Below are 24,666 nucleotides of genomic sequence, written 5' to 3'. Positions count from 1 at the left end.
TAGTTAGAAGGTTGCACGAACGGTAAAACCATAAGAACGGGTGGCAGGAATGCTAAATCCTTCGATTCCCTGCATGCTGTTGGCAGTGGTAATGCTCACTTCGGGGTCAAACGGCGCGTCTTTATAGAAGAAGAAAAGGTTTCTGCTAATGAATGACACGCTGATATCTTTAATCGCTTTGGAAACTTTCGGAAATGTATAACCCAGCGCCAGTTCTCTCAGACGCACATTGGTAGCGCTGAACATGTATTCTTCGGCTGCCGCGGCAACATCACCTTTACCCGAGATAAAGTTGTAGTAGGTTTCGGCAGCGATCTGTTTGCCATTCACCATCACACCACCGGCGTCGCGGGCATCACCTGATCTTTTGGAAATGCCTTTGAAATCCAGCCATTGTTCGGTCATCGACGCGATTTTGCCTCCGAAGCGTCCGTCAACCAGGAAGGAAAGTGTTGCGTTTTTGTATTTGAACTGGTTATTGAAGCCCATCAGGAATTTAGGGTTTGCGTTGCCGAGATACTGGTCTGTTCCGGCGGAAAGTAATGGCAAGCCAGTGGTTTCATTGTACTTAATGTTGCCATTCTCGTCCCTCTGGTATGTTTTACCAAACATATCACCGTAGGAACCGTACTCGCGACCGCCCAAATTAGGAATGCCCGGTTTTGTCAAAAACAGCTGCAGCATCCTGGTACTTCCACTCGCTTGAAGTACAAACCAGTTGGATGTCAATAAGTTGCTGAGCTCCCTGATCTGATTTACGTTTCTTGAAAAATTAAGCCCCGGCGTCCAGCTGATACCTTCGCCCAGTTCTGCATTATAGCTGATCGTCGACTCAAATCCCTTGTTGCGGATGGTACCTCCATTGATGTAGAAGTTCGTAGCGCCCGATCCAGGAGGGGCCAGGATCTGGAAAACCTGGTCGTAAGTAGTAGCATTGTAGTAAGTGAAATTTACGTTCAACTTATTTTTGAACAATTTCAGCTCTGTACCGATCTCATAAGAGCGGGTTCTTTCAGGTTTCAGGTTCAATGTATCATTTCCGTTGAAGAATGGCAGGTTACTGCGTCCGTTCACGTTCTCATCATTGGAAAGTGTGTATGGAGGCGTCCAGTTGGCAAAACCAAATGGCAGCGCATTACCTACTTCTGCATACGATGCCCGTACTTTGGCAAATGACAGGATATCGCTCGGTTTCAGGTTTTCTGTCAAAACGTAGGACAAACCGACGGACGGGTAGAAGAAAGACTGGTTCACAGTGGACGACCATTCTTTTCTCGCGGTCACGTCCAGGAACACTGTTTCTTTATAACCCACCGTGGCAGTTCCGAAAAATGCCTGCGATAATCTCTTTTGAAGACTTTCAGTTGCATTAAAAAATCCCTGACCGGTCTGACTCTGCAAAGCGTACACCGAGAAGTAGTTAGGGTACGACAATGTGTTTGTTGCACCATTATTTCCCACATTCAGGTCGTAAAAAGTATTCTGCGTATTGCTGAAACCGAGGGTAGCGGATAGGAACAGGTCTTTTCCGAAAGTTTTGGTCCCGCTCAGCAAAATGTCGGAATACAGTTGGTCGGTATTGGTCAGGTTTTTACGATAACCACCATTACTACCCACCAATGTCGCATCGGAGGAAGCATATTGGCGAAGTTCAAAGCTGTCCTGAACCTTGTCGTAAGTAGCGCGTCCCTGCAAATTCAGCCAGTCGGTGAGCGCCCATTTCGCAGACATGGCGTATATCGTCCTGCTTCTGAACTGATCAGTCTGGTTCTTGTTAGCCAGCCAGTAAGGGTTCTGGTTGGAGCTGGCTTCGTTTTTAATGTAAGGCCAGTTCTGTACATTCATCAGGCGGTTGGAGTCCCACTTCTGGTAATTGTTGCCGCTGTATTTGGAAAAATCATCTCCGGTAGGGAACAGATAAAGACTGAAAATAGGGCTGAAATAGAATCCGGCTTGCGGACGATTGTAAACTTTTTGTTCGATATAATTCACAGAAGCGTCGAGCGAAAGTTTGTTGTTGAACAACTGAGTTGTGCCGCGCAGGTTAATGTTATGTCTTTTGTAATCATTCTCAGGTACGATACCATTGGCCTTGGTATTGGCATAGGACACATAAAACTGGCCGATATCGTTACCATTGGTAATGGAAAGGCTGTTTACGAATGTCTTGCCGGTTTCAAAAAAATCCTTCAAATGCTTATCGCTGCCGTTGGTGATTTTTGGCCCCCAGCTATCGTTTACAGCTGTATTGGCAACACCGCCGTAGCCTTGTCCATAGGTAGTTTGTACCTGCGGCAATGCGATCGGGTTCTCGAAATTGGCACTGGAAGAGAAATTGATCGATGAAAATCCTTTGCGGCCTTTTTTGGTGGTAACCAATATCACACCATTGGCCGCCTGGCTTCCGTACAAGGCCGCAGCAGAGGCACCTTTGAGGATACTGATGTTTTCAATGTCTTCCGGGTTCAGGTTGGAGATCGCGTCACCCGCATCCCTTGTGTCAAACAATGTGGTTCCCTGCGCGCTGTTGGCTGCATTCATCGGGATACCGTCGATCACATACAATGGCTGGTTGTTGCCGGTAATGGATTTGTTACCACGCAAAAGCACTTTGGAGGAAGAACCGGGGCCGCCTGTACCTTTGGTAATCACCACACCCGCAGCCTTACCCGCCAGGGAATTGATCATGTTCGGGTCCTTCACTCTTGTAAGCTCCTCGCCACCCACATTCTGCTGCGCGTAGGTCACACTTTTCGCATCTTTTTCGATACCCAGGGCGGTAACGACCACTTCACCCAATATTTTAACATCCTCCTGCAAAACAATGTCGATCGACGTGCGGCTTCCTACATTAATCTCCTGGCTGATGTAACCGATCGAAGAAAAAATCAGTACCGAATTGTCGTCAGCTACATTAATAGCGTACTTTCCGTCGGTATTAGTGCTGGTTCCAACGGTCGTTCCTTTCACCAGGATATTGGTACCCGGAATCCCGGCACCTTTGATATCCTTCACGGTTCCTGCAACTTCCTTAGCCAATGTCTGGGCAGCAGCTGGTGCCTCGACTTTTTCTACAGAAGTTGCCCGGGAAACGGGTTTGTTGTTGATGATGATGTTGTTGTTGACCTGCGTGTATCCCAATCCGGTACCTGCCAGTATTGTTTCCAGTACCTCTTTTACCGTTTTGTTTTCAATCGATACAGAGACTTTTTTCTTCTTATCGATGCGCTCAATGCTCGTTACAAACTTGAAATCACTCTTTTTTTCAATGGCGATAAATGCTTTCTGCAGGCTGGCATCTTTCAGGAAAAGCGAAATTTTCACTTCCTCAATACTTTGTACCGAACCGGGTTCCATCGCGAAAACAGGCCGGACGATCAGCAGTAATGCGATCATCAGCGTAATGAATTGCCACTGCCGGCTGACGACATGTGGCGGTTGTGTGGGTAACAATTGTGTCATAAGATTGAGTAATAATAGAAAGGTTAAATTGAACTAAGGGACTAGGAATTACATACTACGTCTGTCCGGTAAATTGCCATTTACACGTTCCGGCCGTCGGGTAGTTAGCCACGTGGCGGATATATCATACATTTTTGGTTGCTACGTTATCTGCACACACCGCCCAGGATCGTGACCTGGCTTCCGTCGATCGTGTAACGGAATGAATTGGAGATGCTTAACAATTCTAAAACGCTTTTCAGGTTTGCACCCTCATTAAAGCTGGCCATTACCCTGCATTGACTGAGATTCTTGTTTTTCAGGTCAATCGTGACATTATATTGCTTTTCCAAACTGGCGATCACTTCGGTATACGTATTGTTTCTGAAAACCAGCGGATCTCTCCGCCAGCCACCAATGTCGAACGTGCTAACGATATCGATATACGTTTCGTCTTTTTCGGTGTTGATTACCAGTTCCTGTTGAGGTGTCAGCTGGGTGATCCGGATGGACGTTCCCCTTTCGATCTCCTTGCTTACCTCTACTTTTCCCGTCGCTACCGACACCGATGCCAGCTCATCGCCTTTGTACGCTTTCACATTGAATGAAGTCCCCAGTACTCGTGTCGAAACTTTATCGCTGTGCACTATAAATGGCTTGGAAGGATTGGGTACTACTTCAAAAAATGCCTCTCCTTCCAGATAAACCTCTCTTTGGTCTGCTTCAAATGCTTTTGGATAAGCGATCTTACTGTTTTTGTTCAACCATACTTCCGACCCGTCGGGTAACACGAGCTTTACGATTTCGTCTTTTCCACTCACTTTTTCACTGTAGTCAAGCCGGGTAAGCGTTTTCTTTTCATTGTTTTTATTGACAAAGAAATAACCCAGCCCTATCAGTACAGCCACGCTGGCTGCGGCCATCCAGGAGCTGATTTTGAAATAGTTAAATCGTTTTTCAACAGGTTCGTCGGCGCTGCTGTCAGCCTCTGAAATCAGTGAATTAAGTCGGGCCAGCCCGCTTTCTGCATTGAATTCGGGTTCGGGTGCCGGTTCTTGTTCATTCTGCCAGGCTGACTGTATCTGCTTGAACAGCTGGTGGTTATCGTAATTTTCAAGCCACCATTCCATAGCCAGTTTTTCTTCCGGACTACATTCGCCTGCTAAATATTTGGCGATCAGGGGCCATGGTGTGTGATCGGACATCAAATTGGGTGCTTGCTAATGTTAGGACAAATAAAAAATAGGGGTACCCCCATCCTGTCAGAATATTTTTTAGATCTGATAAGTTTTTTGCAGAAGTTTCAGTTGCTTGATGGCCTTACCCATTTGATTTTCTATCGTTTTGGACGAAAGGGAAAGGATTTCTGCAATTTCGTTGTAGGTGAAACCTTCGAAGCGGTTCAGTTGAAAAATGGCTTTTCTTTTTTGGGGCAGGAAATTGATCAGATCGGTAATGCGGGATTCAAGTTCGTGGTACATCAGCTCATCGTCCGGGCCGGGGGTTTCTTCCACCAGATCTTCACTCAATTCCTCCATGATGTGCTTTTCCTGCTTCATGTAGTTGATACAGGTGTGCCGGGTGGCCGTAAACAGGTAGGAACGAACGTTTTTTTCAACGGTAATGGTTTCTCTTTTTTCCCAAATCCTGAAAAATACATCGGCTACGATTTCCTCGGCGAGATCTGTACGATTGCTCAGGTAAGTAGCAAAACGACACAATGAATAATAGTATTTTCGGAAAAGACTGTCCAGCGCGCGGTTGTTTCCCTGTTTGATCAGCGAAATGAGAAGTAGGTCATCCTGGCCGTTAATCATAAACTGCTATTGCTAAAATGGTATCGGTAATTCCTGTGAATGGTTCAATGTGATCAGATGCCGGGAGTGATTTGGCAATATTACGATTTTGATTTGAATGCAGACTAATTTTTCGCAAAAAATTAAAATAGTAATATTTTATTTGGTGTTATTTTGAATATGAAGAAGAATTGTGTAACCGGTTTCTGAGCGAGAAGAATGGATTGTATAAAGTAATAACCATTGAAATGATTGTCTCAGACGGTCATTTCAATGGTTATCGAATTGAATGTTCTTTGTTTAACCTCGAACTGGGTTAGTTCAGGAAAAGCTGTTTTACGCAAACCGGTGTAGGTATGCTGATTTCTTTCCCGGTATAAGTCAATTGTCCTGTCGAACTATTTCTCTTAAAAAACACGACATTGTCGTTGTCACGGTTCGTAGCGATCACAAATTCTCCTTTTTGATCTACTAAAAAATTACGTGGATGCTTGCCGTGCGTTTCGGCATGTCCTGCCACCGTCAGCTTACCCGTTTTGGCATTAACTCCGTAAATAGCAAGGCTTTCGTGACCGCGGTTGGAGGCGTAAAGGAATTTGCCGTCCGGCGAAAAATGAATGTCTGCCGCATAGCTTTTTCCTGTAAAATCACCCGGAAGCATGGTCACGCGCTCCAACGGGACCAATGCGCCGGAGCCTTTCACGATTGAAAATGAATTGACAACGGAAGCAAGTTCGCAAGCGGAGTAGCCGAAGTTACCATTAGGATGGATCGCAAAATGGCGCGGGCCATCGCCTGCTTTCACTTCTGCATAAGGTACTGCACCAGGTGTCAGCTTGCCCGTTTTTTGGTCTACCGAGTACACCATGATCTTGTCAATACCCAGGTCAGACGCGTAAATGAATTTACCATCTGCTGACGGGATAACAGAGTGCATATGAGGTTTTTGTGAAGGATTTCCTTTGTCCTGGATGGAGTCTGCGGCCGCGCCGATGGTACCGTCAGCATTCAGCAGATACACACCCAGCTGCCCGCTGCCGTAGTTGGAAACATATAAAAAACGTCCTTTTGGGTCTACACTGACGTGGCAAGGACCTTTACCTAATGAAGGTTGCGCGTTCAATGCAGTTAGTTTCGCGGTTGCCGGGTCGATGGCGTAGGCTGATACCGTATTGTTGCCTTCATTGGCAGCGTACAAATACTTTTTGTTCGGATGAAATTCCAGAAATGACGGGCTGGTTTTACTTGTGATTACCTGTAATTCCTTGAATGAGTAATCACTACGGTCGAACTCGTATACATATATGCCCTCACCTTTTTGCGTGTAAGTGCCTATGTATAAGATTTCTTTGGTTTTGGATGTTTGTGCAAAAGTCATGATTGCGGTCAGTAAGCAGACAAATGTAAGAATGGTTTGTTTCATGGTTTACTCATTGAAATGGTTGTTATTCAAAAATTAATGTGCCGAACTTTTTGAATTCGTGGAAACTGCCGCCGGTTTTTTGCCAGGAATAGTAAGCGGTTTCAGAATCGTAGTCGATGCGGTAAAAGTTGCCGCGCCATTTTGTGCCCGATTTGGGAATGGACGGCACGATCGGGTTCATTAACACGTAGGGAATAAAAAATTCAGCTTTCCAGCCTTCCACTGCCGCCATGCTTTTTTTCTGCCCACCTTGTGCACTGGTGGCGTGCTGAACCCTGTTTCGGTCGTCATAATGCCATGGTTTCCAGCCTTGTGCCTTGCCATTCATGTTGGGCACCAGTATCGGTAGCTCGTAATTGAGTGGTGAGACTTCGTATTCCAGGTAAATGGGGACGGTAGTGTCCGGCCAGAGGAATACTTCCACCACATCTTCTTTGAACAATGCGCCGAAATCTTCCATAATGGTGGACGTGAGCCGCTGATCGGTACAGTCGAAAAGAAAGTAGACGCCTTTGTCGGAATACATGATCTTGACCTTAGTAGGGAATGCTTTGCCGGGCGCTGGCTGGTTCGGGCCTTTCTGAACGGTAATATCAAACCATTGTGTAGCCGACCAGTTAGGCGCAGTACCTTCCCCGTTTACCTGGAAGTCTGTCGTTTTCTTGATGACCAGGGAAGAGTCCGGATTCCCGGTAAACGCATAGCAGCTGTTCATGATTCCGGCCATCACCAGGAACAGGAGCGCAATTTTTTGTAACATGAATGAAAGGGTTAGGACAGGAAAAAAATCAGGTAAAGTAAAGTGTGGTCATTTGTAGTCAGGTGTGGTTGTGGATGGGCAGGCAATTTCATTAGGTTTTTAGATTTTACCAAATGATTAGGGATGTGTTAACGATTATCGTCAGAATCTTTTGAATGACATGAAATCAGGCCATTGGAATAATTATTTAACGAATGCTGCGCAAACACTTTTTTTGACAAACCATTTAACTTGAAATGTCATGATACGAGAAAGAGGAGAACCAGCTATTGCTGATACCAGCAAACCCATCATAGAGCCGCCGGTTTTTCCGGATTACCCGGAAAATACCCAAACCACCCGTCCCGTTGCGGAGGACCCGGATCTGATAGGCGACAATGATGATGAGGAAGACGAAGACCTGACCGGCGATACAGTCGTGGATGAATTCGACGATGATGATGTAGAGGATCGTGAGGTAGTGATTGAGGACGGAGATGAGATCATCGACGCGGATGACGATGAAGACATGTAATTTTTTGGGATTAATCGCCGGTAAAAAGCCCTCAGAACAGAGCCTGAGGGCTTTTTATTTTTTGGAATGAGTAATGAAATGCTAGTTGTGTCTTATTCAGCTAAATTGTTTATTCCTCACCTTTCACAAACCCATGCGTTCCACCGACAAAAATGTTACCCAAAGCATTACGCAGGTAATCGCCGCTTCATCCTTAGGTACTCTCATTGAATGGTATGATTTCTACATTTTTGGCAGCCTTGCCGTCGTCATTGGCCAACAGCTTTTCCCGAGCGATGCCGGTGCATCAGCGTTAATTAACACATTGGCGATTTTTGCGGCCGGCTTTATCGTGCGTCCATTCGGGGCATTGGTGTTTGGCCGTCTCGGTGACCTGATCGGCCGGAAATATACATTTTTGCTTACCCTTGTGCTGATGGGCGGCTCCACTTTTCTGATCGGGCTGATACCTTCATATTCCAGCATTGGCTATGCGGCACCGATCCTCGTTTTGATCCTGCGTCTCGTACAGGGGCTCGCGCTTGGAGGCGAGTACGGGGGGGCAGCAACCTACGTTGCAGAACACGCGCCGGTAGGTAAACGCGGGTTTTTCACAAGCTGGATCCAGACTACCGCTACGCTTGGGCTCTTTCTTTCACTGGGAGTTATCGTGTTGACTAAAAACCTGTTGGGCGCGGATAAATTTGCCGACTGGGGCTGGCGTATTCCTTTCCTGGTCTCGATTTTACTGGTAGGGGTGTCCATTTACATTCGTATGAAAATGCACGAGTCCCCGGTTTTTACCAAACTGAAAGCCGAAGGTAAAGTGTCAGCGAATCCATTGAAGGAGAGTTTTCAGAAGAAAGCCAATTTCAAAATGGTACTGCTCGCATTGTTCGGAGCGACGATGGGGCAGGGTGTTGTGTGGTACACTGGCCAATTTTATGCGCAGTCTTTTTTAGAAAATACCTGTAAGCTTGACTTCAACGAATCACGTTATATTCTCCTTTGGGCGATCTTATTTGCGACACCATTCTTCGTGATTTTCGGATCTTGGAGTGATAAAGTGGGCCGGAAATGGATCATGCTGACCGGAATGCTGCTCGGTGTGATCTGCTACCGACCTATTTATCAGTACTTTATTGATGCCACCAATGTAAAGGAGTTTCAGAAAACACAACTGAAAACGGCCTCACAACCTGAGGTAGAACGAGGACTGGTGAAAGGAAAGCTGGATTCGCTGATCACGACCACTGTTTCCAAAACGTTGGAAAACGGAATGACATTCAAAGAATCTCATGTGGTAATCATCCCCGAAGATGTACTGGCGCCGATGCCGGAGCCGCAAGTAGTGATCAAGGATGTGACGCTTTCGGGAAGTGGCTATATCATGATCATTTTTCTCGTGTTTTTCCAGGTAGTGCTCGTTACTATGGTGTACGGGCCGATCGCGGCGTTTTTGGTGGAGCTTTTCCCGACCCAGATCCGGTACACTTCCATGTCGCTGCCTTATCACATTGGCAATGGTGTGTTTGGCGGGCTGGTACCGTTTATCGCAACTTTGGTCGCTTCGTTTCCGGGCTCCACACCACTTTCGGGTCTTTGGTATCCGATCGGAATTGCAGCGCTTTCCTTCATTATCGGTGCTGTTTACATTGATAACAGGTTGGATAACAATGTAATGGACTAATTATTTCAGATCTTAAAAATAGAAAATATGAATAGTTTAAAGAAAATATTAGGTGTGGTCTGGATGATTTTGGGACCTGTCATCATCTTGTTTTTATTCCTGCAAGCCGCCGACAAAATCGCCCATTCGGCTGAGGGCATCGCCCGGACTAATACCACGCTTCAATGGTCGATCATCATCCTGATTTTCATTCCGATCTGTGCCGGTCTGGTAACATTCGGTTACTATGCGATGAAAGGGGAATATGAACATCTGCCTGAAAGTTCCTCGGAATTGTAAGGATAGTTTCTATTTTTGACTATCTCATTGGAATGGTCAAAAAACATGAAAGACGAAGTTTTTATATTATCCGCAGCCCGAACGCCGATCGGAAGTTTCGGTGGCACTCTTTCCACGGTACATGCTGCCCGGCTGGGAGCTACTGCTATTCAGGGAGCTTTGGATAAAAGCGGCATCGACAAGGAACTCGTACAGGAGGTTTTGATGGGCAATGTCGTTTCTGCGAATGTGGGCCAGGCACCTGCGCGTCAGGCCGCTATTTATGCTGGTTTGCCTGCTTCTGTGATTTGTACGACGGTTAATAAGGTTTGCGCCTCGGGCATGAGAGCCGTTGTTTTTGGTGCGCAGGCCATTCAATTGGGCGATGCCGAAGTGGTAGTTGCAGGCGGAATGGAGAGTATGTCACAGATTCCCTACTATCTGCCCAAAGCCAGAAATGGGTACGGTTACGGCAATGGTGAGATCATCGATGGACTGCTGAAAGACGGGCTAACCGACGTTTACGACCAGATTGGAATGGGCGTTTGCGGTGACCGGACAGCGTCGAAATATTCCATTTCCAGAGAAGAGCAGGATGAGTTTGCGATCCTGTCGTACCAACGAAGTGCAGCCTCTACTACCAATGGATTTTTTGCAAATGAACTGGTTCCTGTTGAAGTCCCGTCGCCGAAAGGTGGGGATTCAACCTGGGTAGCCGAAGATGAGGAGTATAAAAAGGTCAAATTCGAGAAGATACCTTCCTTAAAACCCGCATTTTCAAAAGACGGTACTGTCACGGCGGCCAATGCTTCGACCATTAATGACGGCGGTGCGGCGCTGGTACTGGCAAGTTCAGCGTTTGTGAATAATGCTTCGCTCAAACCCATCGCGAGAATCGTAGCTTATGCCGATGCAGAACAGGAACCTGCCTGGTTTACGACTACCCCCATTCTCGCTACTGAAAAGGTGCTTCAAAAAGCAGGGTTGACGATTGCAGATATTGATTATTTCGAAGTGAATGAGGCGTTTGCAGTGGTGGTACTGGCTTATATCAAAGCTTTTAACCTTGATGTTGAGAAAGTAAATGCGTTCGGCGGTGCGGTTTCACTCGGTCATCCGCTGGGAGCATCCGGCGCGCGCATCATCACGACATTATTGTCGGTACTTGAAAAAAATAAGGGGAAATATGGCCTGGCCGCGATTTGTAATGGAGGCGGCGGCGCTTCGGCGGTTATTATTGAAAGACTTTAAGATTCTTTGATCAGCTCCTTCAACCTGTCGTAAAAACCGGTGCTTTTGAATGTGAAGGATTTATGCAGGATGTAGTTGCTCACAAAACTGCAACCCTGGCCGAATATGTAACAAACCATTTCGGTAATATTCACCTCTTTTTTTCCAAAAGGCAATTTAGCCTCGTAAATGTCGAATCCGAGGTAATTGATCACAACCTCATAAGAAACGTCAGCCCCGATTTTGGTAACGAACATGGATACCGCTGCTACCATAAAAAACTTGATCATTTCCCGTCTCGTCTGATTACTTTGACGGGCATTAAAAGCAAAAAGCTTGGTCAGAATAAATCCCCATACCAAACCTACGAGGTACGACGGATAGATGGAAGCACTCCACGTAATGCCGAACCAATCCTGAATTAAACTGCTGGAAACTAACTGGATAACTGCGCCTGTGCCTGCAACAAGAAAATAAGCAATTAAATCTTTGGCATTGAAGAAGGAACCTTTTTTTTGTTCGGCCACGTGCGTGATAATTAATTTGAAACGGCTAATAAATCAAATGAGGCTCAATATTAGAAAGAAAATGATACTGAAACAAAACCGGAATGTTAATTTGATTGAATGGAAAAACAGTTTCCAAAGGAGCAGACACCTGTCATTTTGATAGATTATCTTGAATTGATATGTAAATTCTTTTACTTTAACCCTAATCTCGGCGTGGGGCCGGGGCTTCATTTTTAACCTGATCAAGCTGTGAAAAAGCTATACACATTCGGCTGCATTATTTTCCTGGCGGCGATAGCCATGTCATGTTCGGCAACATTACAGAGAAGATACGATCAACGGCATGGAACCACATCTTCCACAAACACCGGCCCGGATCAGTATAGCGATAACCATTCAGGATCAGGGACTTATAAAAAGGATTACGGTAAAATCACGGATGAGAATTCCGGTAATACAAGCGGCGTCTCAGGGCTTGATGGCAGCGCTGACTATAATCAGAAACTAGTAGCCCAGTATGCCGAAATGGATAAACTGGGCGAAGTGGTATTGTACGAACTGGACATTCTGGAAAGCCGTTGGAATGTGTTATTAGAAGAATACAAAAGCTCCAAAGCCTCGGGTAAGCAAGTGATTTCCAACGAACTCGACAAAATCAGTGATGACCGGATCGTACTTTATAAGGCATACACCAACATTTACCGGAATGGTAAAACCAACTGGCCGGTCGTGAAACGGGAAGTTGAAAATACATTGAGATCGGTTCGCAGGGTTGGCGAGAAGTAGCAAAGGCTACCATCCCGCTCCTTTCGTATTGGTTTTGACCCGGCAAACGTAACCGTCGACTGTCATATAAAGCGTTGATCCTTCATTTCCCCATGCGCAGTTGGAAGTCAGTTCACCCATTTCGATCCGTCCCAGTAATTTGCCTGCGGGGCTGAGGATGATCATTCCACCTGGACCTGATGACCAGAGGTTTCCGTCTTTGTCAATTTTCAATCCATCTGGCAGCCCATTAAACCCTTTTTTAAGCATGAAAGTGGCATCATACAAGAGTGTGCCTTTTCCTGCATTTCCATCAGCATCCAGCGGGTACGACATCCAGATTGCCTTTTCAGGATCGGATTGAGCTACATATAAAGTTTTGCCGTCAGGAGAAAAAGCGAGACCGTTCGGCCGCGTCAGGTTATCGACCTGTAAGCTCACTTTTCCGTCTTTTGCGATCCGGTACACGCCAAAATAGGGGAGCTCGCGTGTTGGATCTTCGTGTTTTTTCATCAAGCCGTAAGGCGGATCGGTAAAGTAGTAGCTGCCGTTGGTATGTTCCACCACGTCATTGGGACTGTTGAAACGTTTGCCTTCGTAGTTGTCAGCCAATGTAATTTTCCCTCCGATGTTCAATGGCATCGCGGAAATGCGGCGGTCGCCGTGCTCGCAGGAAACCAGTCGCCCTTTGCTATCAATGATTAGTCCGTTGCTTCCAGGTTCGTCACTGTATACGCCAAGGCCAGTATAGCCCGATGGTTCGAGAAAAACGGACAAACCCGTTTTTTCTTCCCATTTATAGACTTTGTTCTTTGGAACATCAGAAAATAAGAGATACTCACCATCTTTCACCCAAACCGGCCCTTCTGACCATTCGAAACCGGAAGCCAGTACTTCGATTTTGGAGTCTTTGGGAAGCAATTTTTCAAATGCAGGATCTTCGTAAATAATCTTTCCCATCGTTGGATAGGATTTTTGCGCTATTGCCATATTTGCAAAAATAGAAATCAATAAAAATAAACTACACTTCATGAGGCGAAAGTTTAGTGTAAACCAAAGGTAGACTAAGCTTTAAAGAAAAATAGGCCGGGTACCTACTGTTTTGCCGAAACCGACGATTTTGCGGGCTAAACTGCCGAAAGGATCAAACTCGTATAAGGTGCCAGCTCCATAAGCGTGACGGTTCCGGAATGGGATGGATCGCACGAAAAGAGGATTTTATTGAAGTCGGATTTGTCGTCCGGCAGCAGTATTTCCTTTGTGTCCGAACTTAAATTGTGTATGATAACGAGTGATTTATCAACATGTGGCCGGAAGTAGGCGAGCAGCTGATCGTCGTGCAGGCAAACCCGGTGTAGGTTTGGGGCGAAAAGCTGATTGAGAGCCGGTTCTTGCTTCCGAAGGCTAATCAGTGTTTGGTAATGCCTGAAAACGGAATTGCTGTCATGTTGCTGAACTGACAATGGAAGTACCTGCTGGCGCGTCGAAAACTGGGCATTGATCCAGTAAGTGTGCTCCACATCTTCCTCGTTTTCCGACCACAGAAAGGGCTCCCGAATGTAAGGATCCGGCTTGGTGCCCAGCATTCCGATCTCCTCGCCGTAATAAATGTAAGGCTGGCCCGGTAAAGTGAGTAGTATGCTGGCGGCCAGCTTTATTTTGTCGGTATAGTTGCCCACCACACTCCCGATCCGGTCCTGGTCGTGGTTGGTGAGCATGATCGCATCGATAAAAAGGGGGTTGTATTTTTCAAAAAGATGGTAACTCGCAAGCAGCTTTTCTATCAGTTCTTCATCGCGCTCGGCGACCAGGATTCTTTGCAGTGCGAAACTCAGATCAAAGTGAAATGTAGCGTTCAGGTATTTGAAATAGGGTGCAACTTCCTCTGTTTCAGCCCATACCTCGGCCACAGTGAATGCATCCGGCTTTGCTTTTTCAATTGCTTTTGAAAAGAACTCCCAGAATTCAATGCTCAGATCTTTCTCCCAGTCAGGATAAATGTGTCTGGCCGCATCCAGCCGGAAACCGTCCACGCCTATCTCCACGAGCCAGAAATGCACAATTTTCTCAATTTCGCGACGAAGTGCTTCTGAATGGTAATTGAGATCGGGCATGCCTTTGTAAAACAGGCCATAGTACTTCTCAGTATCCGGCAGGTTCTCATGCCACGGGTACACTACCTGCGAGTCGTCGGAAGTCTCACGCTCGGATATGCCCAGTTTCTCTATCTGCGGCGGCGTCATCCACCAGTAAAAGTCCCGGTAAGGATTCTCGTGGCTTTTCCGCGCTTCCGAAAACCAGGGATGCAATGTGCTGGTATGGTTAATGATCAGGTCCAGATAAATTTGGATACCCCGGGAGTGGGCGCAGGCCAAAAGCCTTTTGAAATCATCCATTGTACCAAATTCCGGTTCAATGGCGCAGTAGTCGATGACGTCGTATTTGTGGTAGCTGGGTGAAGGATGCACCGGTGTGAGCCAGATTGCCTCAATGCCAAGGTCCTGTAAGTAATCGAGTTTGGAAATGATGCCGTTCAGATCACCGATCCCATCGCCGTTTGAATCACAAAAAGAACGTACGAAAATTTCATAACAAACTCTCGGAATAAATTTTGACTTGTCTGCAAGCATCTGGTTGGGGCGGCCGGGTTATCGGGGCCCGTCCGCTATTTGAAATGAGGCCTTAGCAACTGGTAAACTATATGTACAGGAAGACCCATAATGGTATAAAACGACCCTTCTATTTTTCCGATCCCTACCATCCCGATCCATTCCTGTATTCCGTACGAACCCGCCTTGTCGAAGGGCTTATACTGCTCAATATAATAGGTTATTTCCGAATCTTCCAATTCCCGGAAGTAAACTGTGGCACTATCTGAAACCGTTTGAATGGAATCATCGGCCAAAAGGCTCACTGCGGTAACCACCTGGTGGCTTCTGCCGGACAGCATTTGCAGCATTCGGAATGCGTCGGCCTGGTCTACTGGCTTCGCAAGGATCTGATGGTCAGCGATTACCACCGTGTCGGCAGTCAGAATAAGGTGTTCGGGGCGGACGCCTTGAAATACTTCGGCTTTTTCTCTTGATATATAAGCTGCTACCTCCCCGGTGGGCAATGTGGCGGGAAACGACTCGTCGGTAGGCAATGCTTCAACGGTAAATTCAAAGCCTGCATCGGTCAAAAGCTGTTTTCTTCTGGGTGAATTGGAGGCAAGTATCAGTTTTTTTTGTAAAGAAATCATGCAAGATTTTATATTTTATACAGCTGATAATCAATAGATTGAATGTTAACTATCAACAGTTTAGAAGGATTTGAAGAAATAGTTTTTGAAATATTTTCTCAAAGCAGGAACTACTACTGCGCCAATAGATGTTTCTACATTAAATGTATATACATCATTATTATTACATTTAAATTAAACAGGCTATGTCTATTGAAACTGATATTAAGCAAAAAAAATTTCGGAGCCCTTACCAACGATTGGCCTTAAACCTGGTTTATACCACCAATTGGCTGGAATACAAGCAGCACGAATTTTTCAAGCAGCACGATATTTCAGCTCAGCAGTACAATGTCCTCCGAATCCTGCGTGGCCAGCAGTTTAATCCGATCAAGGTGAGCGACATTACTGAGCGAATGCTCGACAGAAACTCCAATACATCGAGGCTGGTTGACAAATTGCTGGTTAAAAATCTCGCAAAGCGTACCTCCTGTCCCGACGACAGACGTGCTGTGGATGTGGTGATCACGGAAGAAGGGATGAAACTCCTGGAGGAACTTGATCCTCATGTGGAAGAGTGGGAGAACCGCTTCAACATCATTACCCCCGAAGAGGCGGACCACATTAGTGCGCTGCTGGACAAGCTTCGGGAATCTGAAAAAGAAAATGAATAACTCAATAATCCCAATAAACAATCAATTTTAATTCAAAATGAAAACTACAATGAAATTAGTGAAATTTTTCGTTGCCTCTTTAGCAGTCGCTTTGTTTGTTTCTGCATCAGTTTCTGCAGAAGTCCCTGGTAAAAAAGCTACCAACCTGAAAGTGAATACATCTAAAAGTGAACTTACCTGGTTAGGCAAAAAAGTAACCGGCGAGCATACTGGCAAAATCACGTTGAAAGAAGGAACTATTACGCTTGACGGAGCTAAATTGACAGGTGGTAAATTCGTTGCCGACCTGACAAGCATCACTTGTACTGACCTTACTGACAAGGAATACAATGGCAAATTGATCGGCCACTTGAAATCTGATGATTTCTTCGCGGTTGAAAAACACCCTACCGCAACTTTCGTGGTAACAAAAGCTACTCCAAAATCTGCTGGTGTTTACGAAGTGACTGGTGACCTTACTATCAAAGGAATTACCAAACCTGCTACATTCCCTGTAACTGTTAAATCTACTCCTGCTGGTGCAGAAGCAACTGGTACACTGGTTGTTGACCGTTCTAAATATGACATCAAGTATAACTCGAAATCATTCTTCGAAAACCTTGGTGACAAAATGATCCATGACGATTTCTCAATCGACGTGAAATTGGTTGCTGCAAAATAATTGACTGCGGATGGTCGCCTGGTATCGGCCGTCTGCATTGTATGACCTGAATATTTTAAAGCCTGTCCATTTGTGGCAGGCTTTATTTGTTTTATATTTTATCAGAAAATCAGGAGTTCCAGTCACGATAGAGTGGGAAATCGTCCATAAAATGGATCTGTCCGTTGACGGCTTTGAAACAATAGTGGCTCATTCCATTGGTAACGGCCAGGTATTGAGGTTGAAGTGTAAAGTTATACCGACTGATCTGCGCGAATGTGGCGTCGGTCACGGAAATGAATGGCGCTTTGCATTCTACCAGTAAAAATGGAAGGGAATCGCCCGATAGAATCATGATGTCCGTCCGTTTGGCCAGCGTGTTGTATTGCATTCCGGTTTCCACTGCAAACAATGATTTGGGGTAACCATATTGAGTAATAAGTAAATGAATGAAGTGTTGCCGTACCCATTCTTCCGGCGTAAGCGCAACGAATTTCCTGCGGATAATATCGAAAATATGCGGTTTCCCGTTAACCTGCTTAACTTTGTAGGCAAACTCGGGAAGATTTAAAGATTCCATAAACGAAGATACACATCACAACAAACCTGACCAATTAACCTGCTGAAATCATGACTACCAAAGAGCAAATCGTTGAAAACTGGCTGCCACGTTACACGGGAACGGCAGTGGAGGATTTCGGGAATTATATATTGCTGACCAACTTTGGCAACTACGTGACTATGTTTGCCGAGAAGTTTAATGTAGAAGTAAAAGGGCAGGGTAGGGCTATGCAAACCGCTACTGCTAAGGATATTACGATCATCAATTTTGGGATGGGCAGTCCGATGGCGGCAACGGTAATGGACCTTTTATCAGCCATTAATCCCAAAGCTGTTTTGTTTTTAGGTAAATGTGGCGGTCTGAAAAAGACCCAGGTGGGCGACCTGATTTTACCTATTGCAGCCATTCGTGGGGAAGGTACCAGTGATGACTATATGCCTGCGGAAATTCCGGCATTGCCGTCATTCCGGCTGCAAAGCACGGTTTCTGCCAGCATTGCAAAACACAACATGGACTACTGGACAGGGACCGTTTACACGACGAACCGCAGGATCTGGGAGCATGACGATACGTTCAAAGAATATCTTCGCGAAATACGTGCCATGGCGATTGACATGGAAACGGCCACCATCTTCATTGTAGGATTTGCCAATTCGATCCCCCATGGCGCATTGCTGCTGGTATCCGACAATCCAATGGTGCCGGAAGGCGTGAAAACGGAGGAAAGCGATAAAAAGGTGACGACCAATTACGTGAAAATGCATCTCGAAATCGGTATTGAATCATTGACCGAGCTGGCCAGGTCCGGCGCGTCGGTGAAACATATGCGGTTCGAAAACTAGTACAATATTAATGGAAAATCAAACACTTTACGAGCGCATTGGAGGTGACGAGGCGCTCCAATTGCTTACTGATAAATTTTACGACCTGGTTTTTGAGCATGAGCTGATTTCCAGGCTTTTTAAAACTGATAAAGACCTTATTAAAGAAAAGCAGAGGTTGTTTCTAACCCAGTTCCTGGGCGGTCCACAGCTTTATTCGGACGTCTACGGGCACCCGATGATGCGTGCACGGCACATGCCGCACACCATTACGGAAGACGACGCGGTTGCCTGGCTCCAATGTATGTCACAGGCAGTAGGGGAGCTACCGATCAGCAAGGAATTGAAGGACGAATTGTTCGACAGGTTTCCGCGGACGGCGTTTTTTATGGTGAATAGCTAAAATTCCATTCTACCCCTGCGTTACTTTTTTGTATTCTTTCGTCTAAATGGTGTTCCATATTTGGGAACATTGTATTTTTGATTGTCTATTTGAGATGAAAAGAATCTTTGCGAAAGGAACGCTCCGCGAATTTTGGGAAAAATACCCTGAGGTAGAGCAGCAGCTGAAAGTTTGGTACGAAGATGTGTTAGCTGCAACATGGAAATCACCGGCGGATGTGAAGAACAGCTACGCAACAGCCAGTATTTTAAAGAATGGCCGGATCGTGTTCAACATTCGGGGAAATTCGTTCAGGTTGGTTGCTCATTTTAAGTTTGAAAAGCAACTTGTTTTTATCCGATTCATCGGATCGCATGAAGAATATGACAAAATTGACGCTAATTCAATTTAACCATGCTGAAATTGATCAAGACAAAAGAAGAGTATGATAACGCGTTGAAGCGACTTGGGGAAGTTTTTGATGCACCAACCGGTACGCCAGAAAGTGACGAATGCGATGTACTTGCGTTGCTGGTAGGGGCATATGAAGATGAACATTACCCAATAGATGCACCGGATCCGATCGAAGCGATCAAGATTAGAATGCAACAGTTGCAGCTTAAACAGGTCGATTTAATTGAGGATATGGGAGGCAAAAACCGGGTTTCGGAAGTTTTGAATAAGAAGCGAAAACTGAGCATCGAAATGATCCGAAATCTTTCAAAACGACTTAATCTTTCCCTGAAGGTTTTGACCCAGGACTACCACCTCACACAGTAATGTAACGCCCTGACTCGTGTAGAAGAAGAATTCTGTACATTTGCGGCATGAATTTTAAAGAGCATTTAACCCAGTACCCGGTTCTTGAAATCGTGGCAGCTGCTTCGAAAGAGCTGGGTGTGGAATCATATATCATCGGTGGATTTGTTAGAGACCTGATCCTCAAAAGGAGCAGCAAGGATATTGATATCGTATCCATTGGCAGCGGAATCGAGCTGGCTGAGTTGGTAGCCAGTCAGTTAGGGCCGGACGTTTTTGTAAGTGTATATAAAAGTTTCGGTACCGCCCAGATACGCCAGGGCGACCTCGAAATCGAGTTTGTAGGTGCCAGAAAGGAATCTTATCGTGCCGATTCCCGCAAACCTGCCGTGGAAGATGGGTCACTAAGTGATGACCAGAACCGGCGGGACTTTACTATCAATGCGATGGGGATCAGCCTTAACAAGGGTACATTCGGTGACCTGATCGACCCTTTTGAAGGAATGAGGGACCTGCGGAAAAAGATCATCCGTACGCCTCTCGAACCGGAGATCACCTTCTGCGATGACCCCCTCCGAATGATGCGGGCGATCCGTTTTGCAAGCCAGCTTAACTTTGACATTGAACCGGATACTTTCGATGCGATCGTCAAAATGAAGGACCGGGTCGAAATTGTTTCGGCGGAACGCATTTCGGATGAACTGAACAAGATCATTCTTTCGCCAGTACCTTCCTACGGTTTCAAATTGCTTTTTCATGCAGGTATCCTGGCCATTATTTTCCCGGAAATGATCGAATTGCAGGGAGTTGAGAACATTGAAGGCAAAGGGCATAAGGATAATTTTTACCATACTTTACAGGTACTGGACAATGTTTCCCAGAACACCAATGACCTCTGGCTGCGCTGGGCGGCGATCCTGCACGATATTGCCAAGCCGGCAACCAAAAAATTCGATAAGCGTGTAGGCTGGTCGTTTCACAATCACGAAGAGGTGGGCGCTCGAATGGTGCCCGTTATTTTCAGGAGGATGAAGTTGCCGTTGAATGAGAAGATGCGGTTTGTGAAAAAGCTTGTCAGGCTGCATTTAAGGCCCATTGTTTTGTCCAAAGAAGAAATTACGGATTCGGCCATGAGGCGACTGCTGGTCGAAGCTGGTGAGGATATTGAAGCATTAATGAAACTTTGCCGTGCCGACATTACCTCCAAAAACCCTGAAAAAGTAAAACGTTTCCTCGGCAATTTTGACCTGGTAGAACAAAAGCTGAAAGACCTGGAAGAACGTGACAAGCTGCGTAATTTTCAGCCAGTGATTACGGGAGAAATGATCATGGAAACATTTGGGTTGAAGCCCGCAAAGGAAGTAGGCATTATCAAGGAAGTGATCAGGGAGGCGATCCTGGAAGGGATTATCCCCAATGAATACCAGCCTGCTTATGATTTTATGGTGAAGGAGGGGCAAAAAATGGGCCTGACTGTGCAGTGAGCAGGTATAATTTTAATGTACTCACGAAAAGCCGCCCGTTAATTTAATATTTTTGCGAACCTTAATTTTTGTCTCCTCATAGCAATCAATGGAAAATACCCAGTTTAAACGCTTCTTCGGTGCATTATTGACCATTTTGGGCATAGCTGTACTTTTATTCTCATGTGTGGCTTTCTTGTCTGATAAACCCGTTCTCGGCCTGACTGTCTCCAAATGGGAGTCGGTAGTACCTTTTTTGGTAGGGACGGTTTTCTTGCTAACCGGCGTCAACCTGGTGAAAGGTTAAACAGACCGGACCAATGCGGCCCCTATTGTACATTCGAGGCACTTCCGGGGCGTGCAATATTGGTTATACCATTCAATTAATGCCTGGGAATCGGCGGCGGTAGTTACCCGCATTCCCAGGTCGTTCCAATCCCGTGTAATCCGGTTGTTCTCTGCCGGGATTTCCGACAGCCAATAAATCGCTTTATCAAGCAATTCGGGTTGCTGGCGTTGTTTGGAGTAAGCAACAAGTAACGGCACCACTGCATTAATGATAAGCAGTGCCGATGAATCACTACCCATGGCTGGAACTCTGGCCTTTGCTTTTTTACCAAAAATGTAATGTTCTTCCCAATACTGCGACTGCCCGATCTGAAACCTGCTTTGCAGTTCCTGAAAGTTAGTAGCGGTAATGATCATTGAAAACAGGCTTCCATGCTCACTCAACAGTCGTGCAAGCTGGGCTATCCGCACCGTTGGAAAGCCCACGGGGCGCAATCGAGAGAACTTCCATTCGTGGCTTTGCATCGGCTGGTCCGTTAACTTATACTTGGCGCTGAGAAACTGAAATTCATTTCGCAATTGCCTCACATATACCTCTACCGTTTCATCTGCATCGGGCAGCAACCCCGCGCAGCCAAATAAAAGTGCCTCTATTTGCAGGGGGCGATCGCGGTGTTTCTGGATTGTTTTCCAGCTGGCAATCTGTGCCAGCCTGAGAAATGAATGGTCATTTAATTTAAACCCAAAATGCTTTGCAAGCCATTGATATGCAGTTTCTTCCCAATCATTTTTATTGATTTCCAATAACCTGTTCACAGCGGAAGCCTTTCTGTCAAGTCGTTCCAATAATACCCTGTCCAGCATGGCATACTTCTGGATTTCAGCCACTTCGTGAAACATGGCGGCGCATGGAATGCCTTCCTTTTCATCCTGCAACTGGGCGTACCTTTCCAGTACTGCTGTTTTGACCAATCCTTTCAGTGACAAAGTGGGAATGCTGGTACCGTCTTTTCGAATCACGGGCCGGTCATTTTCCCAAACAATGTGCAGGATTACGCCCTCGTAGGCATCATTTGTCTCATGTGTGTGCAAGAACCAGTCAGAGGATTTGACGTGGATTTCAATGCTGCCAATCCATTGAACACCGTCGATGATTACCCTTGCTTCCGAAAAATCAGGACCTGCATTCACATTTTTATATCCCGTCCTAATAACAGAAAGGCCCAAATTTTCATCAGTTCGGAGATCTGCTGTTTCAAAATATTGGAATCGCCATATAAAACTCAGTATATCTTCATTCATTGCTTCCGGAATAGTGTATGTTCAAATATTTGATGAATAATGGTCTTTATTTTCTTTGCCTAAACCTGATTAGTTTCTGTTATTTGTACGCAGGTTTTGTTGTTTGGTTTCTGTTTTAGAAGTAAAAAAGTTTTATGCTCCGCCGTTTGCAATTTATTGCGTTAAGATTTCTCATAGCCTTTTTCGTTATTTCCATTGTTTGGGTGATCCTATTGCGGTTTTTACCGGTCTGGGTTACGCCTTATATGTTGTCCAGAAAAATGGAAGCTTTTAAAGCAGATGAGGATACAGAGCTTTTTCATGACTGGGAGCCATACGAAAATATATCAAAGGAGGTAGCGCTGGCAGTAGTAGCGTCAGAGGATCAGAATTTTCCCAACCACTGGGGTTTTGATTTTGATCAGATCTACAATGCGGTGACGGAGGATAGGAAACGCGCCCGTGGAGCCAGTACGATTTCGCAGCAGGTGGCCAAGAATGTTTTTCTATGGCACGGACGCAGTTTTATCAGAAAAGGACTGGAAGCCTATTTCACAATTTTGATCGAATTGATCTGGGACAAAGAAAGGATCCTGGAAGTATATCTCAATGTGGCCGAAATGGGCAAGATGACTTTCGGCGTAGAAGCTGCATCATTGCGTTACTATAACAAATCTGCAAAGAAGCTAAGCCGCTTCGAATCGGCACGCATAGCGGCCGTACTGCCGAATCCAGTCCGTTTCTCCATCAAAAATCCATCCGCATACGTCAACAAACGCACGAACCAGATCGTCCGGCAAATGCGCTACCTGGGCGGCCAGAAATACATTGCAGATCTGTGATCCAGGTACGCCCAACCCAGGTACACCATAACCCAGGGTTTAAACCCTGGGCTGATGATGTGCATGCATGTGTCTGATATCCCCACCTCACCCACGCTCCCTGCTAGACGGCCTCGTCGCCGGGCGTGACTCCGGCCGTGCAGACGGTGCAGGACGTGATGGTGCAGGCCTGGTTACCGGCCTCTGAGGTTCTGGTTTCGGCGCAGGCCTTGGCCTGACTGGCCTGGTTACGGGCCGTTGCGTTTCAGGTCTGGAAACTTCCGGCCTGCTTGTTCCGGGCCGTGTCACCGATGGCCGTGAAGTCCCTGGACGGGCGTTTTCATTCCCATTCCCCGGTCTTGTTACCGATGGTCGTGAAGTTCCCGGCCTTGAAGTTTCCGGTCTTGAAGTTCCTAGTCTCGATGGAACCGGGCGGCTTACGACAGGCCTGCCGGTTTTATCAAATGAAGGCAAGCGTTCTTTTACTGTTGGTGCTTTTGGGTTTCTCCTTACGAATAGATCCGAGCCGTCCCTCGCAGACGATGGTCTCGAATAGGTATTTCGGTAATCTCCACGGGTATATCTCGTCCTGACAACCACCGACCGAGAACGATAACCTCCGCCGTAGTAATGATTGTACCATACCGGGTTACGATACTGGTTCCAGCGGCGGAAATGCCCGTTATAGTAGTAATGCCAGTGGTAATGATAGCCATAGTAGGCGTGCCAATAGCGCGGTCTCCAGGGATGCCAGTAGCTCGGGTAGTAGTGCCACCGCCACGGCGAATGCCAGATCACATAGTTAGGTACATATATATAGCGGACCAGCGGCCATGACGCGATGACATAGGTAGTGTTGTCACGCACTTCCACAGGTTCATCGCGGCGTTCTTTATTGCCATTGTAGCCCGGGTTGGGCGTTTCTCCATTGTCAGAGAGTGCATTGGGTTCAATAATATAGTCTTTGCCGTAAAGGTCTTCGTCTCCGATGAGCTGGATCAGTACCTGTCCGTCTTCTTTTTTCTCCACAAAAAACACCGCCACATCCTGATCTTCGCGATCACTTACGGCCACTTTCAATGTAATGGTGTGCAAATTTCCGTCCGCGTCGTCAGAAACGCGGATATAGTCAATGTTGTCATCCCCGTCGAGATCGAGGTTATTGATCTCGGTTTCTTCATCATTCAGCTTTCTTTCAAAGCCTTCGAGGGTCTCCGATTCCTGAAATAATTTCAGTACCGCGTAAAGGTTCAGGTTATCGCCCGGTAAGTCGAGTTTTTCCTCTTCTGCCTGTGCTTTCGCGTTTAGCCCGCTGAGCATGCACGCGATCATGATGATAAAGGAAGCGAGATTTTTCATAACTGGAAGTTTGAGGCAATGTAAGGAAATA

Annotated in this window: 26 protein-coding genes; 14 read left to right on the top strand and 12 right to left on the bottom strand. The window is 46.1% G+C overall.

Annotated elements, in window-relative coordinates; genetic code table 11:
- Positions 1-3 precede the first annotated feature (3 nt).
- From ON006_RS16390 to ON006_RS16370, 5 genes are all read right to left on the bottom strand, one after another.
- Positions 4-3,462 carry a SusC/RagA family TonB-linked outer membrane protein gene (locus ON006_RS16390; RefSeq protein ID WP_244822841.1) on the bottom strand — a complete coding sequence of 1,153 codons (3,459 nt, stop codon included), beginning with the start codon at positions 3,460-3,462 and terminating at the stop codon, positions 4-6.
- A gap of 146 nt (positions 3,463-3,608) precedes the next feature.
- Positions 3,609-4,646, bottom strand: a complete 1,038-nt coding sequence (locus ON006_RS16385) for a FecR family protein (protein WP_244822842.1) — start codon at positions 4,644-4,646, stop codon at positions 3,609-3,611.
- A 69-nt stretch (positions 4,647-4,715) separates the two neighbouring features.
- Complete coding sequence (locus ON006_RS16380) at positions 4,716-5,258, bottom strand: RNA polymerase sigma factor (protein WP_244822843.1); 543 nt, start codon at positions 5,256-5,258, stop codon at positions 4,716-4,718.
- A 295-nt stretch (positions 5,259-5,553) separates the two neighbouring features.
- Positions 5,554-6,660 carry a lactonase family protein gene (locus tag ON006_RS16375; protein ID WP_244822844.1) on the bottom strand — a complete coding sequence of 369 codons (1,107 nt, stop codon included), beginning with the start codon at positions 6,658-6,660 and terminating at the stop codon, positions 5,554-5,556.
- Between the two features lie 22 nt (positions 6,661-6,682).
- Positions 6,683-7,420: a carbohydrate-binding family 9-like protein gene (locus ON006_RS16370; RefSeq protein ID WP_244822845.1), complete on the bottom strand. Its 738-nt coding sequence runs from the start codon at positions 7,418-7,420 to the stop codon at positions 6,683-6,685.
- A gap of 241 nt (positions 7,421-7,661) precedes the next feature.
- On the opposite strand from ON006_RS16370, the gene ON006_RS16365 reads away from it, so the two are divergent.
- The 4 genes from ON006_RS16365 to ON006_RS16350 all read left to right on the top strand — a co-directional run bounded on the left by ON006_RS16365 (position 7,662) and on the right by ON006_RS16350 (position 11,112).
- The gene (locus ON006_RS16365) at positions 7,662-7,934 is read left to right on the top strand and encodes a hypothetical protein (protein ID WP_244822846.1); all 273 of its coding nucleotides are present in this window, start codon (positions 7,662-7,664) and stop codon (positions 7,932-7,934) included.
- A 133-nt stretch (positions 7,935-8,067) separates the two neighbouring features.
- Positions 8,068-9,603 (top strand): MFS transporter, encoded by a 1,536-nt coding sequence (locus ON006_RS16360; protein ID WP_244822847.1) that lies wholly within the window; start codon positions 8,068-8,070, stop codon positions 9,601-9,603.
- Between the two features lie 27 nt (positions 9,604-9,630).
- A complete protein-coding gene (locus ON006_RS16355; protein WP_244822848.1) occupies positions 9,631-9,882 on the top strand; it encodes a DUF6814 family protein in 252 nt (83 codons plus the stop codon).
- Between the two features lie 45 nt (positions 9,883-9,927).
- The gene (locus tag ON006_RS16350; protein WP_244822849.1) at positions 9,928-11,112 is read left to right on the top strand and encodes an acetyl-CoA C-acyltransferase; all 1,185 of its coding nucleotides are present in this window, start codon (positions 9,928-9,930) and stop codon (positions 11,110-11,112) included.
- Here ON006_RS16350 and ON006_RS16345 read toward each other — a convergent pair.
- Positions 11,109-11,618 carry a GtrA family protein gene (locus tag ON006_RS16345; RefSeq protein WP_244822850.1) on the bottom strand — a complete coding sequence of 170 codons (510 nt, stop codon included), beginning with the start codon at positions 11,616-11,618 and terminating at the stop codon, positions 11,109-11,111. The genes ON006_RS16350 and ON006_RS16345 overlap by 4 nt on opposite strands.
- Positions 11,619-11,849: 231 nt before the next feature.
- On the opposite strand from ON006_RS16345, the gene ON006_RS16340 reads away from it, so the two are divergent.
- Positions 11,850-12,386 (top strand): hypothetical protein, encoded by a 537-nt coding sequence (locus ON006_RS16340; protein ID WP_244822851.1) that lies wholly within the window; start codon positions 11,850-11,852, stop codon positions 12,384-12,386.
- Between the two features lie 6 nt (positions 12,387-12,392).
- On the opposite strand, the gene ON006_RS16335 is transcribed toward ON006_RS16340, so the two are convergent.
- The 3 genes from ON006_RS16335 to ON006_RS16325 all read right to left on the bottom strand — a co-directional run bounded on the left by ON006_RS16335 (position 12,393) and on the right by ON006_RS16325 (position 15,606).
- Positions 12,393-13,397 (bottom strand): SMP-30/gluconolactonase/LRE family protein, encoded by a 1,005-nt coding sequence (locus ON006_RS16335; protein WP_244822852.1) that lies wholly within the window; start codon positions 13,395-13,397, stop codon positions 12,393-12,395.
- Between the two features lie 95 nt (positions 13,398-13,492).
- Positions 13,493-14,995, bottom strand: coding sequence for an alpha-amylase family glycosyl hydrolase (locus ON006_RS16330; RefSeq protein WP_244822853.1), 1,503 nt, complete (start codon positions 14,993-14,995; stop codon positions 13,493-13,495).
- A 35-nt stretch (positions 14,996-15,030) separates the two neighbouring features.
- Positions 15,031-15,606, bottom strand: coding sequence for a Maf family protein (locus ON006_RS16325; protein WP_244822854.1), 576 nt, complete (start codon positions 15,604-15,606; stop codon positions 15,031-15,033).
- 185 nt (positions 15,607-15,791) lie between these two features.
- On the opposite strand from ON006_RS16325, the gene ON006_RS16320 reads away from it, so the two are divergent.
- Entirely contained in the window at positions 15,792-16,259 is a 468-nt protein-coding gene (locus ON006_RS16320; protein WP_244822855.1) for a MarR family winged helix-turn-helix transcriptional regulator, read from the top strand.
- Positions 16,260-16,308: 49 nt separating this feature from the next.
- Entirely contained in the window at positions 16,309-16,920 is a 612-nt protein-coding gene (locus ON006_RS16315; protein ID WP_244822856.1) for a YceI family protein, read from the top strand.
- A gap of 109 nt (positions 16,921-17,029) precedes the next feature.
- Here ON006_RS16315 and ON006_RS16310 read toward each other — a convergent pair whose 3' ends face one another.
- Positions 17,030-17,479 (bottom strand): type I restriction enzyme HsdR N-terminal domain-containing protein, encoded by a 450-nt coding sequence (locus ON006_RS16310; protein WP_244822857.1) that lies wholly within the window; start codon positions 17,477-17,479, stop codon positions 17,030-17,032.
- A 50-nt stretch (positions 17,480-17,529) separates the two neighbouring features.
- Between ON006_RS16310 and ON006_RS16305 the strand changes: the two genes are divergently transcribed.
- The 6 genes from ON006_RS16305 (at position 17,530) to ON006_RS16280 (ending at position 21,193) form a co-directional block, all read left to right on the top strand.
- Positions 17,530-18,303, top strand: coding sequence for an AMP nucleosidase (locus tag ON006_RS16305; protein WP_244822858.1), 774 nt, complete (start codon positions 17,530-17,532; stop codon positions 18,301-18,303).
- 10 nt (positions 18,304-18,313) lie between these two features.
- Complete coding sequence (locus ON006_RS16300) at positions 18,314-18,685, top strand: globin domain-containing protein (protein ID WP_244822859.1); 372 nt, start codon at positions 18,314-18,316, stop codon at positions 18,683-18,685.
- Between the two features lie 94 nt (positions 18,686-18,779).
- Positions 18,780-19,076 (top strand): type II toxin-antitoxin system HigB family toxin, encoded by a 297-nt coding sequence (locus tag ON006_RS16295; RefSeq protein WP_244822860.1) that lies wholly within the window; start codon positions 18,780-18,782, stop codon positions 19,074-19,076.
- A gap of 2 nt (positions 19,077-19,078) precedes the next feature.
- Positions 19,079-19,444: a helix-turn-helix domain-containing protein gene (locus ON006_RS16290; RefSeq protein WP_244822861.1), complete on the top strand. Its 366-nt coding sequence runs from the start codon at positions 19,079-19,081 to the stop codon at positions 19,442-19,444.
- A gap of 47 nt (positions 19,445-19,491) precedes the next feature.
- On the top strand, positions 19,492-20,907 hold the full coding sequence (locus tag ON006_RS16285) for a CCA tRNA nucleotidyltransferase (RefSeq protein WP_244822862.1): 1,416 nt from the start codon (positions 19,492-19,494) through the stop codon (positions 20,905-20,907).
- A gap of 88 nt (positions 20,908-20,995) precedes the next feature.
- Complete coding sequence (locus ON006_RS16280; protein WP_244822863.1) at positions 20,996-21,193, top strand: hypothetical protein; 198 nt, start codon at positions 20,996-20,998, stop codon at positions 21,191-21,193.
- Here the strand turns inward: ON006_RS16280 and ON006_RS16275 are convergent.
- Positions 21,190-22,476 carry a DUF2851 family protein gene (locus ON006_RS16275; RefSeq protein WP_244822864.1) on the bottom strand — a complete coding sequence of 429 codons (1,287 nt, stop codon included), beginning with the start codon at positions 22,474-22,476 and terminating at the stop codon, positions 21,190-21,192. The genes ON006_RS16280 and ON006_RS16275 overlap by 4 nt on opposite strands.
- A 134-nt stretch (positions 22,477-22,610) precedes the next feature.
- Between ON006_RS16275 and mtgA the strand changes: the two genes are divergently transcribed.
- Positions 22,611-23,297 carry a monofunctional biosynthetic peptidoglycan transglycosylase gene (gene mtgA, locus ON006_RS16270; RefSeq protein ID WP_244822865.1) on the top strand — a complete coding sequence of 229 codons (687 nt, stop codon included), beginning with the start codon at positions 22,611-22,613 and terminating at the stop codon, positions 23,295-23,297.
- 87 nt (positions 23,298-23,384) lie between these two features.
- Here mtgA and ON006_RS16265 read toward each other — a convergent pair whose 3' ends face one another.
- Positions 23,385-24,635, bottom strand: coding sequence for a hypothetical protein (locus ON006_RS16265; protein WP_244822866.1), 1,251 nt, complete (start codon positions 24,633-24,635; stop codon positions 23,385-23,387).
- Positions 24,636-24,666: the final 31 nt, after the last annotated feature.

This window comes from Dyadobacter pollutisoli (genome assembly GCF_026625565.1).
Taxonomy (GTDB): Bacteria; Bacteroidota; Bacteroidia; order Cytophagales; family Spirosomataceae; genus Dyadobacter; species Dyadobacter pollutisoli.
This window is presented reverse-complemented; position numbering and strand designations above follow the sequence as displayed.